The organism is Paenibacillus sp. 37 (assembly GCF_008386395.1).
GTDB classification, from domain to species: Bacteria; Bacillota; Bacilli; order Paenibacillales; family Paenibacillaceae; genus Paenibacillus; species Paenibacillus amylolyticus_B.
In genome coordinates, this window is sequence record NZ_CP043761.1 from 4,335,414 (window position 1) to 4,351,444 (window position 16,031).

The following is a 16,031-nucleotide window of genomic DNA, read 5'->3' on the forward strand; positions in this document are numbered from 1 at the left end:
GACCTTCCCATCAATGTTAACGTGTGAATGATTAGTTCAGCTTATATAGCTTTGGGACAAGTATTATATTTCACATTGGATGTGAGTATCGTCACAGTGAAGCTTAGCGTTACAGTATACAGTTAAGAAAAGATTTACAGGAGGTTTATACGATGAATACGGTTGTTAAATTGGACAAACAGATCATTATGCACAAAATGCAGGAGCTATGTTCACTGCTATTACAAGATGAAGGCTACAAAGAGATGCGGGACATGATTGATCAGTTTGCAGCAGATGAGCAAGCCACAGCCCAGTATGAGCGTTTTATGGAAAAACACCAGGCACTGGAGGAGAAAGAACGACAGAACATTGAATTGCTTGCATCTGAAATCCAGGTGTATGAAGAGGAAGAACGTGCACTCTATGATCATCCCCTCATTCGTCGGTTTATCTATGCTCAGCGGGAATTCAGCCAGCTGCACCAGCAGATCAGTCACTACTTCACGAAATCCGTGGAATTGAACCGCCTGCCCGAAGCCAATGAACTAGGTAAGGAAGCTTGCGGGTGCGGAGGAAGCTGTTCCGGCAACCATTAATATCATCCTTTTGGTTAAATAATCAAAAAGAGTATCCGATCAGAAATCACTCTGTTCAGATACTCTTTTTATATAAAGTGATTGGAAGCTTGTTCTGTCCTCTATAGATCCAACAACAGCGATACGAGCAATCCCATGGATGCAATCAAACCCACAACAGGTCCGCCCTCTTCGAAAGCCTCCGGCATCATGGTAGAGCAAATCATAGCAATGATTCCGCCACCTGCAAATGCACCAATTGCTGCCCCCATCTCCTCTGGAAGCTGTTCCAGAAACAGATATCCACCCAAAGCCGCAAGCGCGGAGATCAATAGTACACTCAGCCACATTAATATAATTTTGCCACGACTGTACTTGCCCTGCAGTCCAACCGTACTGGAAAGACCTTCAGGAATGTTGCTGACAAAGATCGATACCACCAGCACCACACTGACACCGTTGCCAGCCAGCAAGCTGGCTCCAAGCATGATGGATTCCGGGATAGCGTCCATTACCGTGCCTGCAAAGATACCCAGGCCGCTTTGATTCGAGTCTCCTGACCTTCCCGAGCGTTTGCGCCCTGCCCCTCCCTTTGCAGAAACGAGCAAGTCAAACAGCGTATATACGACGGCACCCGCCGTAAATCCAATGGCTGTAGGGATAATCCCTCCATCATTCAGCGCATCTCCGAGTAGTTCAAAGGTAGCTGCCCCGATTAATGTACCTGTCCCAAAAGCCATAATCCAGCCAATGACTCGTTTGGGAATCTTCAGAAACAATGCTGCGAGTGCGCCTATGACAACCGCTGAGGCAGAGATGCCGCCCCACATGAATGCAGTCCACATCTGGGCCGACCCCTCTCAAGTTCAATTATGTTCTATCATTCCATTAACCTTGGCTGACGAATCAAAAACATTCCTGCGACGTTGTGACCTATATCACCTGCTGTGTTCAATAATCACGCTATGATGAAATGATGCGGATTACAACAGAATGGACCAGAGCAAGAACTGCACGGCTCCAATAATTTCGATAATTCCCACCTTCATAGGGCGCAGTGTTTTGCCTGCATATATGAAGGTGCGCCCAGCGGAATAGACATACGCCAAAGACATCCATGGATACCCGATCACCATCGGTATAATGATTAGAAGGATATGTACCAGGCGAGTTAGCATCAGCCAACCCTTATTCGTTCGCTCTCGAAAGACCGATTTCACAAAGAACGTACTTCCTGTAAAATGTAAGAAAGAAAACAGAACTACGATCGCCATGCCATAGTCCCAGTGCCCGCCTCCAATGAGATAGGCAGCTGCGCCTCCAAGAGAGAACATTAGCATGGCACACAAGTCATTGGTAAGCGAGCGTTCTACTTTGTTTCTCACATGCCAGATGTTCACAAGCAACAGTCCGCCCAGTACAGGGCCGAAGAATAACAGCGTGGACTCACCAAGAATGGGTGGAATAAGACAGATTAGAGCCACTGTACCGTAGATTGCAGCCCATTTGTACAGACGATGTTGATTGGCATTTCTTTTCAGGGACTGCAACAAGGGATACGCGGTTAGATATAGTCCAAGCCAGGCTACAAATAAGGGCACATGCAGCCAATGCGGTCCACTTGCAATCACACCTACCAGAAAAGGCACACTAACCATGGCCCAACCGCCATGTTCATGAGGGATAACGATTGTATTGGTTTTCACTTCACAGTTAACCTCCTAGGATTGAATGATGTCAAAGTTCAGAAATATGAAAACAGAGAGGAAAGATTCTCATGAGCAGGGTAAACAAAGATTCAGCAGCGGAGTTTCTACAACAGTTCCCCATCTTCCAGGACCTTAGCCCTGAGGAATTAAAGCAGGTCGAAGATATCGCCATATCTAGAAGCATTCACAAGAAAACGGTCATTTTTAGCGAAGGTAGTGAAAAAGAAGCTGTTTTTTTCATCCGTACGGGCATTGTAAAAGCTTACAAAACGGATGAGAACGGGCATGAACAGATTGTCTCTTTCCTCAAAACAGGAGATATGTTCCCGCACACCGGCTTTTTTAACGCACACCCCTATCCGGCTACCGCTGAAGCGATTACCCCTACTGAACTACTGGCCATACCTGTCCGATTGTTCGAACGATTAATGCTGGGCACTCCATCGATTGCGATCAAAATCATGCGTGTACTCGGAGACAAAATACGAGAATTACAGGATAAATTGCAAGTACTCTCTGGTCAGGATGTGCGCAACCGTGTGCTTTCTTTCCTCTTAATGCTTGCAGAGCAACACGGACAGACGGTCGGAGACCAGATTATCATCAACCTGCCCATGACACATCAGGAGTTCGCCAACTCCATCGGAACAACAAGGGAGACAGCAAACCGACTTCTAAACCAGCTTACGAAAGAGCACTTGCTCGAAGTGGATCGCAGCCGAATTATCATTCTTGATTTACAAGCATTGAAACAACAAAAGGATGCATGATCATCAAGCTCCACTAGGGTTACCCCAATTCCTTACACCAATCTCTGTGTGCAAAAAGAGACCTTAACGCCTGCAATCGATGTTAAGGTCTCTTGCTGTATGCACAATTACCGATACATGTATCAGGCGATTGTGAGCTCTGGCTTGCCCATGTCACTGAACATGCCCGCATAATATTTGACTTCGCCTGCTTCATTACGGATTGCCGTAATACTTAGCCATTCCTGATAGATGTCTCCATTTTTCTTCCGATTCCAGATCTCTCCTTGCCAATATCCTTTTTCACGTAATTCCAGCCATAATTGGTCATAGAAACGTTTATCCTGCTTACCGGATTTCAGCAGACTTGGCTTCTGTCCAACCGCCTCTTCAGCACTATAACCAGTGACCGCAGTAAAGGCCGGGTTCACGGATGTAATCACACTGTTCGTATCTGTGATCAGAATGGCCTCAATGGTACTCTCCAGAATGCTGGCAGATAACTGAAGCTTCTCCTGGTAGAACATCCAGATCACAAGTACAAGACTGACCAACGCAATCTGAGACAAAGCCATGAAACCAATGGCATAATGACCCGTCATGCTGTACAACAAAGTCAACATCAACGGAGGGAAGAATCCACCCAGTCCCCCCATAGCGGAGATCATTCCATTCGCTACACCTGGTTGTTTGACGAAATACATTGGCACTAATTTGAAAATGGTTCCGTTACCTGTCCCTGCGCATAATGCCACAGTCAGACATCCAATCGTATAGATATAGAATGATGGCGCGAAGGATAATACAATCGCTGCAATCGTTAATCCGCCGAACACAAACATTAATATTTTGAACGGATTAAATCGATCTCCAAGCCAGCCTCCAATAGGTCGCATGATGGTAGCAACGAGAATAAATCCCGCTGTACGAATACCTGCATCGACTTTGTCCATCTGGAAATGACTGACTAAGAAATTTGGCAAATATACCGTAAATGCCACGAACGAACCAAATGTCAGAAAATAGAACAAACAGAGCAACCATAGTTTATTGTTGCGTGATATGGCCTTCAGCTGCTGCATAAGTGGAACATTAACACGTGTTTCCTTTTTGTCTCCCAGAGCAAAATTCAGCGCTGCCATTCCTAGTAGCAGAATACTGTAGAGCAGAACCGTCGTAGACCATCCCATACGATCAGCGATCAGCGGGGCTCCAAATGCAGACAGTGCTGTACCCAGGTTACCAATTCCGTAGATCCCGTTAACAAACCCATGTCTCTCTTTCGGATAGTATTTGGGCAGTGAAGTTACACCGACGGAGAAGACAGCTCCACCAATACCGAGGAACAGTCCACCAATCACCAGATCACTGAACGATGTCGCACGGCTAATCCACCATACAGGAGCCAGCAACAGGACAAAGCTAATCATGAAAATATTACGTGCTCCATATCGATTCGTCCAATAACCAATTGGAATGCGGGCAATCGATCCGATCAATACGGGAATTGCTGTTGCCCATGCAAGCTGGGAAGATGTAAGCGCAATATCCTCTTTAATAAATGGCATCAGAGATGACAGGATAACCCATACCATGAAACCAAGAACCAGACTTGCGGTTTGCAAGGGCAGTTGAACCTTTCCTTTATGTTGCATTTACATCGCCCTTTCCTTTTTTTGTTCCTGATTCGGATACACAGCTCCATCTCTTCTGCGATACAACACATAACTGCGTTTCAGATAACCCAGTGGCATACTTAACATGTGAACCAGACGAGTAAATGGAAACACGCAGTACAGTACAAAGGTAAGCAGAATGTGTACTTTGAAATTCAGCGGTACCGTCTGCATCAGAACCGGATCAGGCTGGAATACGATCAGACCGCGCAACCATGGATTAATCGTTGTTCGATAGTCGAAACCTGTGTGATTCACCGCATTGGCCGAGGTCGCTAGTATCCCGGTGACAACGACAATGATCAACATGACAAGGGCCAGCCAGTCCCCGATGCTGCTTGTTGCCCGCACCCGGCGAACAACATAACGGCGAACCAGTAGAATGACTGCACCTGCAAATGCAATGATCCCCGCAGGCAGTCCTCCTGCGATAGCCATCAAGTGATATCCTTCATCACTGAGGCCGATCCAGCGATAGAACTCTACCGGAACAAGCAAACCGGCAATATGTCCACAGATTACGGCGAATATTCCGATGTGAAAGAGTAAGCTGCCCCATTTTAACATGCGTTTCTCCAACATCTCACTGGACTTGGACGTCCAACTGAAGGGATTCGTCACATATCTCCAGATCGTTGCCGTAATACAGAAAACAATGACCATATAGGGAAGAGCGCCCCATAACAACAGTTCCAGTGTACTCACCGATTCCCCCTCCTCATCTGAGCCGCGATCTGCATAAGATCTTCAGGTTGTTGGTTAACTGCTTCTTCTTGTTTGGGTACATCAGGAGCTGGAGGCTCAGGAATGACCTGTAACATCAGACTGAGCAATGGTCCATATGGGCTGTTCTGTCCGGTAATGCTCTCGGTCATCGTGACCAGAGCTTTATAGCAGCTGGAGAGCACACCCAAGGCATCTTCCTCAGGAGCCTCAGCCACAAATTCAAGCACCATAGGCAGATAATCCGGCAACTCACTTACTTCCATATAAAATCCTGCAGCTTCATATCTGCGTTTCAATTCAATCAGAGCCGGGCCCCGATCCCGCTCATCGCCATGAAGAACATACGTGAGATAGAGGTTACACTTTTTATCAAAATCGAATGTACGAACATAGGCATCCTGCCACTCAATCGAGCTTACTGCCTGTGCTTCATCTACAAATGTCAGCAAGATCTGGTTCACCGTCTCATCGGAAATGGACTGTATAGCTTCCTTCACTCCCTGCAGCCCTTCTCTCCACACTGTATCGGGATATTGCAACAGATAGGAGATCAGTTTACAGACCATTCTTCTTGTATTCGTATCGTAAACCAGAGCCTGACCTGTTCCTTCATTGAGTTCGATCGTCATCGTTGTCGTTGTCTCCTCTCCCATCAGAATACTCCGCAAGAACCTGGCCCCCCTGCAAAATCAAGTCCGCAGTTGCCCTGTTCGCTGAAGAGATCTTCCACTTCCTCACGGTGAGCTGGCGGGATGACAAAACGGTCATTGTATTTCGCAATAGCGAGCAGTCGGTACATGTCCTCCACTTCCTGAGCATCCATGCCTACTCTTTCCAGTAATTCCGATTCACTGGTCTTGCCCGTCTGCTGGTTACGCATGTGAATGCGCATAACTGCCATTTTTCGCAGTACTTCACGGATTCGATCCGTATCTCCTGCCGTAAGCAGATTGGCCAAATATTCCACTGGAATACGCATGTTATCAATCGCCGGGAAAATATCATTGGCCTCCAGCGAACTTCCCTGTCCCTCTACCCGATTGGTAATCGGGCTAAGCGGTGGAATGTACCATACCATTGGCATGGTGCGGTATTCTGGGTGAAGCGGGAGCGCAATTTTCCAGTCAATAACCATTTTATAAATAGGGGACTGTTGCGCTGCAATAATCCAATCCTCTGGAATTCCGGCCTCGCGCGCTTCGCGAATCACCTCAGGGTCATTCGGATCAAGGAAAATATCCATCTGGGATTCATAGAGATCCTGATCATTTTCAACCGAAGCAGCGGCTTCAACACGGTCTGCATCATACAGCATCAGGCCGATATAACGGATACGTCCCACACAGGTTTCGGAACAGATCGTTGGTAGACCCGCTTCAATCCGTGGGAAACAAAGAGTACATTTCTCGGCTTTGTTTGTCTGCCAGTTGAAATAGACTTTTTTGTAAGGACAGCTCGACACACAGAATCTCCATGCGCGGCATGCATTTTGGTCGACCAGTACAATGCCGTCTTCTTCCCGTTTGTACATCGCTCCGGAAGGACAGGAGGATACACAGGCCGGGTTGAGACAGTGTTCACAGATCCGTGGCAGGTACATCATAAATACCTGTTCAAAATCCATTTTGATTGAGGCTTCGACACCCTTCATATTGGGATCTTCCATCCCCGTTACATGGGCACCTGCCAGATCGTCTTCCCAGTTCGGACCCCACTCCAGATTCATATATTCACCCGTAATCTGGGATTTCGGTCTTGCTACAGGCTGATGTTTTTTCTCCGGACTGTTCGTCAGTTTCTCATACTCGTATGTCCATGGCTCGTAATAATCATCAATGGTAGGCTGATCCGGATTATGGAAAATGTTAAGCAAGCGTCTTGCCCTTGTGCCGGACTTCAATTCCAGTTTGCCATTCTTCATCTCCCAGCCACCGCGATAACGCTCCTGGTCCTCCCATTGTTTTGGATAACCGACCCCTGGCTTGGTCTCCACATTGTTCCAGTACATATATTCTGCACCTGGACGATTAGTCCAGGTGTTTTTGCACGTTACACTACATGTATGGCACCCTATGCATTTGTCCAGATTCATGACCATACTGACTTGTGCTTTAATCTTCAAGCCAATCCACCTCCTGCAGTTTTCTTATGATGACATTGAGGTCACGCTGGTTACCTGTCGGGCCATAGTAGTTGAAGCCATAACTTAACTGGGCATAACCACCGATCATATGTGTTGGCTTCACATGAATACGTGTCGGACTGTTATGTGTACCCCCACGTGTCTGTGATATTTTGGTACCCGGAACGTTAATGTGACGGTCCTGAGCATGATACATGAATGCCATGCCGCGAGGAATACGGTGTGTTACTACGGCTCTGGCAACGACTACCCCGTTACGGTTGAAACATTCGATCCAGTCGTTGTCGACCAGTCCGGCTTCTTCTGCATCTTCGTAGTTCATCCAGATTGTTGGGCCACCTCGGAACAACGTCAGCATCGGCAGCGCATCATAGTACATACTGTGGATTGACCACTTGTTATGCGGTGTCAGGTAATTCAGGACAATTTCTTTGCCACCTTCGATCGGACGTTTGCTGTTCGGATGGAACGGCGTATGCTTCAACACAGGTTTAAATGTCGCTAATGTCTCTCCGAACTCACGGAGCATCGCATGATCAATATAGAACTGCTGTCTGCCGGTCAATGTACGCCATGGAATCAGGCGCTCCACATTGGTGGTGAATGGCGAATATCGGCGTCCGCCTTTTTCAGATCCGCTGAATGCAGGCGAGGTAATGACCGTTTTCGGTTTGGAAGTGATCTCGTCAAATGTAAAACATTCCTCAGACCGTTCCTCAGCCAAATCTTTCAGATGTAATGCCGTTTTCTGTTCCAGCGCTTCCCACGCACGTACGGCCATCTTGCCATTCGTTGTACTGGACAAGGTCAGAATGGCCTCCGCAACATTGCGGTCGGTGCTCAGATCCGGACATCCTTGTCCAACGCCATCTTTACGGTGCACGCCCAGAATACCCTTGAGTTTTTCATACTCTTCACTAGCAGACCAGGATATGCCTTTGGTACCGATTGGTTTATCCTTCACCACAGGTCCTAGACTGATCATTTTGTTATATACGGCAGCATAGTCACGTTCCACGACCTGAATATGTGGCATCGTTTTACCCGGGATTGCTTCACATTCTCCCGCACTCCAGTCTTTGATCTCTCCGTACGGTTGAGCAAGCTCATCCGGTGAATCATGCAAGAGCGGTGTAGCAATGATCTCCTTCTGCGGCCCATCGAATTGCTGCGCAGCCATCTCGGAGAATACACGTGCGATTTCCTTGAAGGTATCCCAGTCGGAACGGGATTCCCACTGCGCGGCTACCGCCGGATTGAATGGATGAACGAACGGATGCATATCCGTACTGCTCAGATCGCTTTTCTCATACCAGGTCGCTGCTGGCAGCACAATATCGGAATACATCGCTGTTCCTGCCATACGGAAATCCATATTGATCATCAGATCAAGCTTGCCTTCCGGTGCCTCATCCACCCACTCCACATGTTCTGGGCGCAATCCATGATCGTCATCGTTCAACAATCCGTTCGTAGCACCGAGTAGATGCTTGAGGAAATACTCATGTCCTTTGCCAGAACTTGAGATCAGATTTGCTCTCCAGACAAATAGCACACGTGGGAAGTTCGCCGGATCATCCGGTTGCTCGATCGAGAACTTCAGATTTTTGTTCTGTAACTCGGAAGCAACATAAGCACCAATCTCTTCCTTCGTCGTTGCTCCGGCCTGCAATGCATCCTGATGCAGATCAATCGAGTTGCGATTGAATTGTGGATAGGATGGAAGCCAGCCCATACGAGCAGCCATCACATTATAATCGGCTACATGCTGGAACCGGGGTTCACCTTCAAGCGCCGAAGTCAACTCTTCGACTTGGGTCTCCTCGTATCTCCATTGATCTGTTGCAAAGTAGAAGAAGGATGTTCCGTTCTGCAGACGTGCAGGTCCGGTCCAGTCACGAGCAAAGGCAATCGTTTGCCAGCCTTCAGCCGGACGCAATTTTTCTTGACCGACATAATGGGCCCAGCCTCCACCATTCACACCCTGACAGCCAGTCATCAGAATTAGGTTAATTATTGCGCGATAGATAACGTCGGAGTTGTACCAGTGATTAATACCTGCTCCCATGATGATCATGGACCGACCTTGGGTATCGATGGCATTCTGTGCAAACTCACGGGCAATCTGCGTAACCGTTTCTTGATCTACACCGGTAATTTTCTCTTGCCATGCAGGGGTAAACGGTTTTTCCTGCGGTTCATGCAAGATGTCGTCTCCACGGTTAATACGTACACTCAACTGTTCTCCATTAGTGACAACTTCTGTTGAATCCGCAGAGCGGGTCATTTCTCGTTCGACTCCGTACTTCGCAAGCACAAGATCATATACGGCTGTGACCATGATCCATCGATCCTCAAGCCATATTCGACGTACAGGAATCTGACGTTGCATGATATGTTTACCTTCGTCATCAAAGTAGGGCAGTTGAATGGTGACGAGGTCGTGGTGAACACCGAGCAAGGATAATCTTGGATCAATCGGCTCACCGTTCTCTACGTGTTCCATTTTGAGATTCCATGTGCCTTCTTCGCCCCAACGGAAGCCCAAACTTCCTTTTGGCATGGCATAGGTTCCACTGTTTTCATCATATACAAGCGTTTTCCAAGCCATATTATTGCCTGTGATGCCCAGATCTTCCCCAACGAGAAATCTGCCTGCTGTGTGTACGCCATCTTTTTCTTCTACAATCAGCAGATTTGGAAAATCAGTATACTGTTTGGCATATTGCATGAAATAGTCCGTAGGTTTTTCAATGTAAAACTCTTTTAGAATGACATGGCCCATAGCCATCGCCAGAGCGCCGTCCGTCCCTTGTTTTACCGACATCCACGTATCTGCGAATTTCACATACTCCGCATAGTCCGGGCTGATGGATACCACTTTTGTTCCCCGATAACGTGCTTCAGCCAGGAAGTGGGCATCCGGTGTCCGCGTCATTGGCAGATTCGAGCCCCATACCAGAATGTATCCCGAGTTGTACCAGTCACTGCTCTCCGGTACGTCCGTTTGATCACCCCAGATCTGAGGTGAAGCCGGTGGTAGATCCGCATACCAGTCGTAGAAACTGAGCAATGGTGATCCCATCAAGGATAAGAACCGTGATCCTGCTGCATAACTGACCATCGACATGGCAGGAATCGGTGAGAAACCAATAATTCGGTCGGGTCCGTATTCTTTGATCGTATGAATCAAAGAAGCTGCAATAATCTGTGTAACTTCTCCCCAAGACGCACGAACCAATCCACCTTTACCACGTACGGATTTATATCTTTTTACTTTTGCAGGATCATCCGCAATGCTGGACCACGCTTGGACCGGGTCACCATGTGTCTGAAGTGCATCACGCCACATATCCAGCAGCGCACCACGTACGTAGGGATGTTTGACACGCAGTGGACTGTACAAATACCATGAAAAGCTCGCTCCACGCGGGCATCCCCGTGGTTCAAATTCCGGCATATCCGGTCCAGTTGAAGGATAATCGGTTGCCTGCGTTTCCCAGGTCACAATGCCATCCTTTACATAGATCTGCCAGCTGCATGATCCGGTACAATTGACTCCGTGTGTGGAACGTACCACTTTGTCATGCTGCCAGCGGCGGCGATAGACATCTTCCCAGTCCCGATTAACCGGGGACATTTCACTCCAGCCCTCCGCACTTTTTTCACGTTTGGCAAAATATTTGAGTTTGCCCATCCAGGGCATGCTTTTGTTACTCATTGTTGTCCTCCCACAAATGTGACCTGTTAATGCAAGTCTGAATCTTGAACTGCGGTTGCTAACCTCCGATTTGCGACATATTTCGCAACGTTGGCGTGCCGTCGATCTGTTGCCCGTTTAAGGCTTTTACCATGTCATGGGTTTCGGGTTTGGCTCCGAGTGCCTTGTAAAATAAGCCCTGAACCGCCTTGTCATCACCTACGAGTGGACGAACATTGAACTCATCCGACCAGTAGAGACAAGGTTTGATATTTCCGTCTGCCGTCAGCCTGAGTCGATTGCAATTTCCGCAGAAATGACTGCTGACCGGATGGATCAGACCAAAGGTTCCAGCAGCTCCCTTTATGCGGTAACTATCTGCGGGACCATTGCCGTAAACTTCACCACAGCTTTCGTAGTTCCATGATGCTCCGCATGTTTCCAGCACATGTTCGAGTGGTAGATATCCTGATCTCCAGCCATCACCACTGTCACCTATAGGCATGTACTCGATAAAACGAATATGAATGGGTTCATCCCGGGTCATCCTCAGAAAGTCTTCCACTTCATCGTCGTTCACGCCTTTCATCAGCACCACGTTCAGCTTGATCGGATGAAATCCAGCCTTTTGACTGGCTTTAATGCCATCCAGCACACGCTGCACCTTGCCGCCCCGGGTAATGCTTGCGAATCGTTCTGGCTTCAAAGAATCCAGGCTTATGTTCACCCGTGTTAGCCCCGCAGCCTTCAGCAGATCCGCATAGGCTGCCAAATAGATGCCATTGGTTGTCAATGCGATATCTTCAATTCCTGGAATGGCGGACAACATGGCAATCAGTTGATCCAGACCCTTGCGAACAAGAGGCTCCCCTCCAGTTAAACGCAATTTCCTAATGCCTAATGGAGCAAGCGCCTTAACGATGGACGTGATTTCTTCATAGGACAGGATTCGTTCTGTCGGTTCAAACTGCATTCCTTCCTCCGGCATACAATACACACAGCGGAGATTACAGCGATCCGTAACCGAAATTCTTAAGTAATCATGTATTCTTCCAAATGGGTCCATTAATTTCGATTCCATACACGTACCTCCCTTCTCTAGGGTGCTGTCTTCACATCAGCCGAAGGAGGGAACATACTTCCTCTCATCGAGTGTCATCTTGACGCTAAATATAAGGATGTCTCGTTCGCTCAACTGTGCAAAATATCACAAGAAGTGAAACATAGCGCACAAGTGCACATCTATATATGCTCCGTAACCCTTTTCCAAACAGGATTGTGGGCCAAATAAGGCAAAATTATGGCAAAAGGAAATGTGTGAGCAGGCTCACAAAGACCCCTCTTCACATTTTCTATAATCAAATTGCAACACCACACTATCCCTATTTGGAGGAATGACACATGAACACATATGCAGCAACTATTAATGCCACGGAGTATCCACCGCATTTGAAACATAAAATTATCTTCGAAACGTTTGATCAGCTGCAACCGCAGGAATCCATGCTGCTTATTAATGATCACGATCCAAAACCGCTACGATTCCAGTTCCAATCCACACATCCTGACGGCTTCAACTGGGAGTACATTGAACAGGGGCCTACAACGTTCCAGGTCAAAATCAGCAAATTATAGATTGGAGCTGAAGCGCTATGGCGCACGTTGATATTATTGATGACACTACACTTCGCATCACGCTGCGGCTGGAAGATGCCACAACCATGATTCAAATGGCACAGCGTGAGCAAGTGGAATATGCACAAGAGATCATTACCATTTATGAAAAAATGCCTGTGTTCGAATATACTCATTTCTGTTTTTACGCCTATGATAGTGCGAGACTTTTTGAGCGTGTGCTCGGAATGGATCCCAAAGCATATCTGTCCTTCTCCCTCGATGCGCCGGAGTCATTCTTCTATGCTCTGTATGGTGGTATGGTAGCCCTGTATGAATCATCTCTACAGTTGGTACAGCAGGCGGATGTAGCTGGTGCAGGATTGGATGTGAACGCACATGTCTCCATCTGAAGTCCATATTGTTGAATTGGATGTGCGTTCTCATCTGAGTAAAAAGCTGGAGCCGTTTCAGTTGATCATGGACACGGTCAAAGGCCTTCAACATGAAGATGTATTTGTACTACACGCTCCATTCAAACCAACGCCTCTGCTCGGTATTCTCAAAATGAAAGGGTACTCCAATTCATCAGAACGCAAGAGTTCAGATCACTGGGTCACCACATTTGTGCACAAAAAAAATAAAACCAGTGCAGATACCATATCTGCAGCGGTTTTATCCGGTACGCCCCCAAAGACTGAACTGGATTCGGTTTCAGGTGATACCTCATTTTCCTGCGAGGGCCGTCCAGAAGAAATTATTGTGGAAGCTGAGTTCAATCCATCTTCTCAGGCTCCAACCGTCGTACTTGATAACCGGGGATTAGAACCACCTCAGCCGATGATGCGAACGCTTGCGGCACTGGAGCGTTGCAAGCCCGGGGATGTCGTGTTGATTCATAATGACCGTGTGCCTGTATTCTTGATTGAGGAACTTAACAATCTGGGTTGTCTCTACACAGTTGCAGATCAGGCGGATGGTACAGCCAAAGTGAGAATTGAAAAAGGGTAAGGAGGCGAAAGCCATGTCCAGGTTGCCGTTTCTTTTTATCATCACGGGCATCTTTGGATTTGTAATGTATCACGCATTCTCCCTGCTCTCGCTGACAGGCTGGCTTGGTGATGAACTCAGAGGACCCGAAGGCTGGTTTCATGCCCATCTGTTTGTGCTCGGGTGGGCAACCATGCTGGCTATGGGTGCCGTTTATCAGTTGATACATGTTATTTTGCAATCCAATATCTACAGTCTGTTTCTCGGTTATTGTCATTATTTCTTGTTCAGTATTGGAATCGTGGGTATCTTATACGGCTTCATTCATGCAGATGTCATCTGGATTGCCGTTTCTGCTACACTCGCGCTTTCTGGCATTCTGTTGTTCGGATGGAATATGGCCGTTACCCTCTTCCGTGCCTCACAGTGGAATCCGGTAACGATCAGCGCAGCTTGTTCCTGTCTTTATCTGGTTCTTACCGGGCTGTCCGGTATGCTAATGGGTCTGAATTTTGCCTTTGGTGATTGGAATAGTCTGCATGAACGCTTATTCGGCGCACATATCTGGATGGGAACACTTGGCTGGTTTGGCATGTTAATTACCGGCTTCAGTTACAAAATGCTTCCCATGTTCTACTTATCCCACGATTATTCCATTCGACTGCAAAAAGTGGTCCTGGTTCTGTGGAATGCAGCTGTAGTTACAGGTGTTGTCGCATTTCTGACAGGTATTAAGGGAAGTCTGCTCTGGCTCGCGCTCCTACTTCTAACCGCAGCCCTTCTCTTCTATGTGTATCACTTGGAGCAAATTCAGGAGAAACGGCACAAAAGTAACCCAGGTCCGGGCATCCGCTGGTCTGTGTATGTAAGCCGTGCGTTGGCTGTATATGCTGTTGCCCTACTGATCTATTCCTCGCAAGGGACTGAACTACTGCTCCATCCACGTGTTGTTCTGCTGTCTGGATGGGTATATCTCGGGGGCTGGGTGTCTCTCACCATACTTGGTTATGCCTCCAAAATCGTGCCCTTTCTATGGTGGACCCACAAATATGGCAAGCAGGCAGGCAGACCCGGAACACCGCTGATGGCAGGTATGCTAAGTGAACGGTATGTCAATTGGGGTATGCTCGCCATGGTCGCTGGAAGCCTTTTGCTTGTCAGTGGAATTCTGATTAATCTGGCAGAGGTCATGATGGTTGGAGGGACGATTTTGTCTCTTGTCTCCATCGTTTATATAACAAATATTGCTTTGGTATTCAGACGTTAATGTTAATAAAATGGACTGGAGAGTGAACATGATGGAACAAACCACGCATTTGCTGGAATGTCTCAAGGAAGTATATGACCCTGAATTAGGTGTCAATATCGTTGACTTGGGTCTGGTGTATGAAGTAAGGGAAGAGCCTGAACGGGTACATGTACGGATGACGCTGACTACACCAGGTTGCCCGCTGCACGATACAATTGTTGGTGCGGTGAAATGGGTTTTGCAGGAAAATACAAATAAGACTGATATTGATGTTCAAGTCGTGTGGGAGCCACAGTGGTCTCCACAGCTGATGTCGAATGAAGCCAAAGAAATGCTGGGGTACTTCTAGGCACTATGACTATAGACCGGATGCATGAACAAATTGCTGCCGGAATACGAAAAAGCGTACTTAAATCTGATGTTCTCAGACCCAGGTATGCTTTTTGTTTTTCGAAGGAAGCCACACTTGGTCAATGTATTCTTGAATAAAAAATAAATAAGGAAACTCCAGAATAGAGTTTCCCTTATATTAGTGCCGATCAGTGAATCATTCTATCAATTCCTTGATATTAGATCTTAGATGTCCTTTGCATACGATGCTGCTGGAACTTTATTTAATACCACGAACAAACGAACCTCCTGATCTCCTGTATTATGGAATGCGAACTCCACCTCACCGCCACAATGGATCACATCCTCTTGTTTCACCTCTTGTTCCTTTCCATCCAAAATAAGAGTGCCTGTGCCTTCGACAACCAGCAAAATAACGTCTGTGCCCGGATGTTTATGAACGGGAAGCTGCTGACCTGGCAGAAAATGAAGTACAAAGGTCACTCCATCACCCTGTTGGAATAAAATCCGTTTTGTGAAACGGTCCTCGCTGAATGTTTTGACTTCTTGCAATGACGTAATACTCAT

At 47.3% G+C, this 16,031-nt stretch carries 16 protein-coding genes; 7 read left to right on the forward strand and 9 right to left on the reverse strand.

Translation table 11 applies throughout. The features are described 5' to 3' along the window. Positions 1–152: 152 nt before the first annotated feature. Complete coding sequence (locus F0220_RS18500) at positions 153–578, forward strand: YlbF/YmcA family competence regulator (RefSeq protein WP_091017871.1); 426 nt, start codon at positions 153–155, stop codon at positions 576–578. Between the two features lie 101 nt (positions 579–679). Here F0220_RS18500 and F0220_RS18505 read toward each other — a convergent pair whose 3' ends face one another. After that, positions 680–1,402: a ZIP family metal transporter gene (locus tag F0220_RS18505; RefSeq protein WP_091017873.1), complete on the reverse strand. Its 723-nt coding sequence runs from the start codon at positions 1,400–1,402 to the stop codon at positions 680–682. A gap of 138 nt (positions 1,403–1,540) precedes the next feature. Continuing rightward, entirely contained in the window at positions 1,541–2,263 is a 723-nt protein-coding gene (locus F0220_RS18510; protein WP_105599322.1) for a YwiC-like family protein, read from the reverse strand. Positions 2,264–2,334: 71 nt separating this feature from the next. Here F0220_RS18510 and F0220_RS18515 point away from each other — a divergent pair, with 71 nt between their 5' ends. After that, positions 2,335–3,036: a Crp/Fnr family transcriptional regulator gene (locus F0220_RS18515; RefSeq protein ID WP_091017875.1), complete on the forward strand. Its 702-nt coding sequence runs from the start codon at positions 2,335–2,337 to the stop codon at positions 3,034–3,036. A gap of 122 nt (positions 3,037–3,158) precedes the next feature. Here F0220_RS18515 and F0220_RS18520 read toward each other — a convergent pair whose 3' ends face one another. From F0220_RS18520 to moaA, 6 genes are read right to left on the reverse strand one after another with little or no spacing between them, the layout of a single operon-like run. Continuing rightward, complete coding sequence (locus F0220_RS18520; protein WP_105599323.1) at positions 3,159–4,670, reverse strand: nitrate/nitrite transporter; 1,512 nt, start codon at positions 4,668–4,670, stop codon at positions 3,159–3,161. Next, on the reverse strand, positions 4,671–5,396 hold the full coding sequence (gene narI, locus F0220_RS18525) for a respiratory nitrate reductase subunit gamma (protein WP_105599324.1): 726 nt from the start codon (positions 5,394–5,396) through the stop codon (positions 4,671–4,673). Next, complete coding sequence (narJ, locus tag F0220_RS18530) at positions 5,393–6,085, reverse strand: nitrate reductase molybdenum cofactor assembly chaperone (protein WP_105599325.1); 693 nt, start codon at positions 6,083–6,085, stop codon at positions 5,393–5,395. Before narJ ends, narI begins: the two co-directional genes overlap by 4 nt. Continuing rightward, on the reverse strand, positions 6,070–7,539 hold the full coding sequence (gene narH / locus F0220_RS18535) for a nitrate reductase subunit beta (RefSeq protein ID WP_105599326.1): 1,470 nt from the start codon (positions 7,537–7,539) through the stop codon (positions 6,070–6,072). The genes narJ and narH overlap by 16 nt, the downstream gene beginning before the upstream one ends. Further along, positions 7,529–11,281, reverse strand: coding sequence for a nitrate reductase subunit alpha (locus F0220_RS18540; protein WP_091017885.1), 3,753 nt, complete (start codon positions 11,279–11,281; stop codon positions 7,529–7,531). The genes narH and F0220_RS18540 overlap by 11 nt, the downstream gene beginning before the upstream one ends. Positions 11,282–11,339: 58 nt before the next feature. Then, a complete protein-coding gene (gene moaA, locus F0220_RS18545; protein ID WP_091017887.1) occupies positions 11,340–12,341 on the reverse strand; it encodes a GTP 3',8-cyclase MoaA in 1,002 nt (333 codons plus the stop codon). Positions 12,342–12,661: 320 nt separating this feature from the next. Between moaA and F0220_RS18550 the strand changes: the two genes are divergently transcribed. Genes F0220_RS18550 through F0220_RS18570 form a run of 5 tightly spaced genes read left to right on the forward strand, consistent with a single transcriptional unit; the run spans position 12,662 to position 15,462 of the window. Further along, positions 12,662–12,895: a DUF2249 domain-containing protein gene (locus F0220_RS18550; RefSeq protein WP_105599327.1), complete on the forward strand. Its 234-nt coding sequence runs from the start codon at positions 12,662–12,664 to the stop codon at positions 12,893–12,895. 17 nt (positions 12,896–12,912) lie between these two features. Beyond that, positions 12,913–13,287 carry a hypothetical protein gene (locus F0220_RS18555; protein ID WP_091017890.1) on the forward strand — a complete coding sequence of 125 codons (375 nt, stop codon included), beginning with the start codon at positions 12,913–12,915 and terminating at the stop codon, positions 13,285–13,287. After that, positions 13,274–13,885: a DUF2249 domain-containing protein gene (locus tag F0220_RS18560; RefSeq protein ID WP_105599328.1), complete on the forward strand. Its 612-nt coding sequence runs from the start codon at positions 13,274–13,276 to the stop codon at positions 13,883–13,885. Before F0220_RS18555 ends, F0220_RS18560 begins: the two co-directional genes overlap by 14 nt. 13 nt (positions 13,886–13,898) lie before the next feature. Beyond that, the gene (locus F0220_RS18565) at positions 13,899–15,131 is read left to right on the forward strand and encodes a hypothetical protein (RefSeq protein WP_105599329.1); all 1,233 of its coding nucleotides are present in this window, start codon (positions 13,899–13,901) and stop codon (positions 15,129–15,131) included. A gap of 31 nt (positions 15,132–15,162) precedes the next feature. After that, entirely contained in the window at positions 15,163–15,462 is a 300-nt protein-coding gene (locus tag F0220_RS18570) for a metal-sulfur cluster assembly factor (RefSeq protein WP_036613395.1), read from the forward strand. A gap of 227 nt (positions 15,463–15,689) precedes the next feature. On the opposite strand, the gene F0220_RS18575 is transcribed toward F0220_RS18570, so the two are convergent. Then, complete coding sequence (locus F0220_RS18575) at positions 15,690–16,031, reverse strand: cupin domain-containing protein (RefSeq protein WP_105599330.1); 342 nt, start codon at positions 16,029–16,031, stop codon at positions 15,690–15,692.

Excerpts from the sequence above, each read along its gene's own strand:
- F0220_RS18500 (WP_091017871.1), top strand. The coding sequence starts at position 153 with ATGAATACGGTTGTTAAATTGGACAAACAGATCATTATGCACAAAATG.
- F0220_RS18505 (WP_091017873.1), bottom strand. The coding sequence starts at position 1,402 with ATGTGGACTGCATTCATGTGGGGCGGCATCTCTGCCTCAGCGGTTGTC.
- F0220_RS18515 (WP_091017875.1), top strand. The coding sequence starts at position 2,335 with ATGAGCAGGGTAAACAAAGATTCAGCAGCGGAGTTTCTACAACAGTTC.
- F0220_RS18520 (WP_105599323.1), bottom strand. The coding sequence starts at position 4,670 with ATGCAACATAAAGGAAAGGTTCAACTGCCCTTGCAAACCGCAAGTCTG.
- F0220_RS18540 (WP_091017885.1), bottom strand. The coding sequence starts at position 11,281 with ATGAGTAACAAAAGCATGCCCTGGATGGGCAAACTCAAATATTTTGCC.
- moaA (WP_091017887.1), bottom strand. The coding sequence starts at position 12,341 with ATGGAATCGAAATTAATGGACCCATTTGGAAGAATACATGATTACTTA.
- F0220_RS18550 (WP_105599327.1), top strand. The coding sequence starts at position 12,662 with ATGAACACATATGCAGCAACTATTAATGCCACGGAGTATCCACCGCAT.
- F0220_RS18555 (WP_091017890.1), top strand. The coding sequence starts at position 12,913 with ATGGCGCACGTTGATATTATTGATGACACTACACTTCGCATCACGCTG.
- F0220_RS18560 (WP_105599328.1), top strand. The coding sequence starts at position 13,274 with ATGTCTCCATCTGAAGTCCATATTGTTGAATTGGATGTGCGTTCTCAT.
- F0220_RS18565 (WP_105599329.1), top strand. The coding sequence starts at position 13,899 with ATGTCCAGGTTGCCGTTTCTTTTTATCATCACGGGCATCTTTGGATTT.
- F0220_RS18570 (WP_036613395.1), top strand. The coding sequence starts at position 15,163 with ATGGAACAAACCACGCATTTGCTGGAATGTCTCAAGGAAGTATATGAC.
- F0220_RS18575 (WP_105599330.1), bottom strand. The coding sequence starts at position 16,031 with ATGAGTATTACGTCATTGCAAGAAGTCAAAACATTCAGCGAGGACCGT.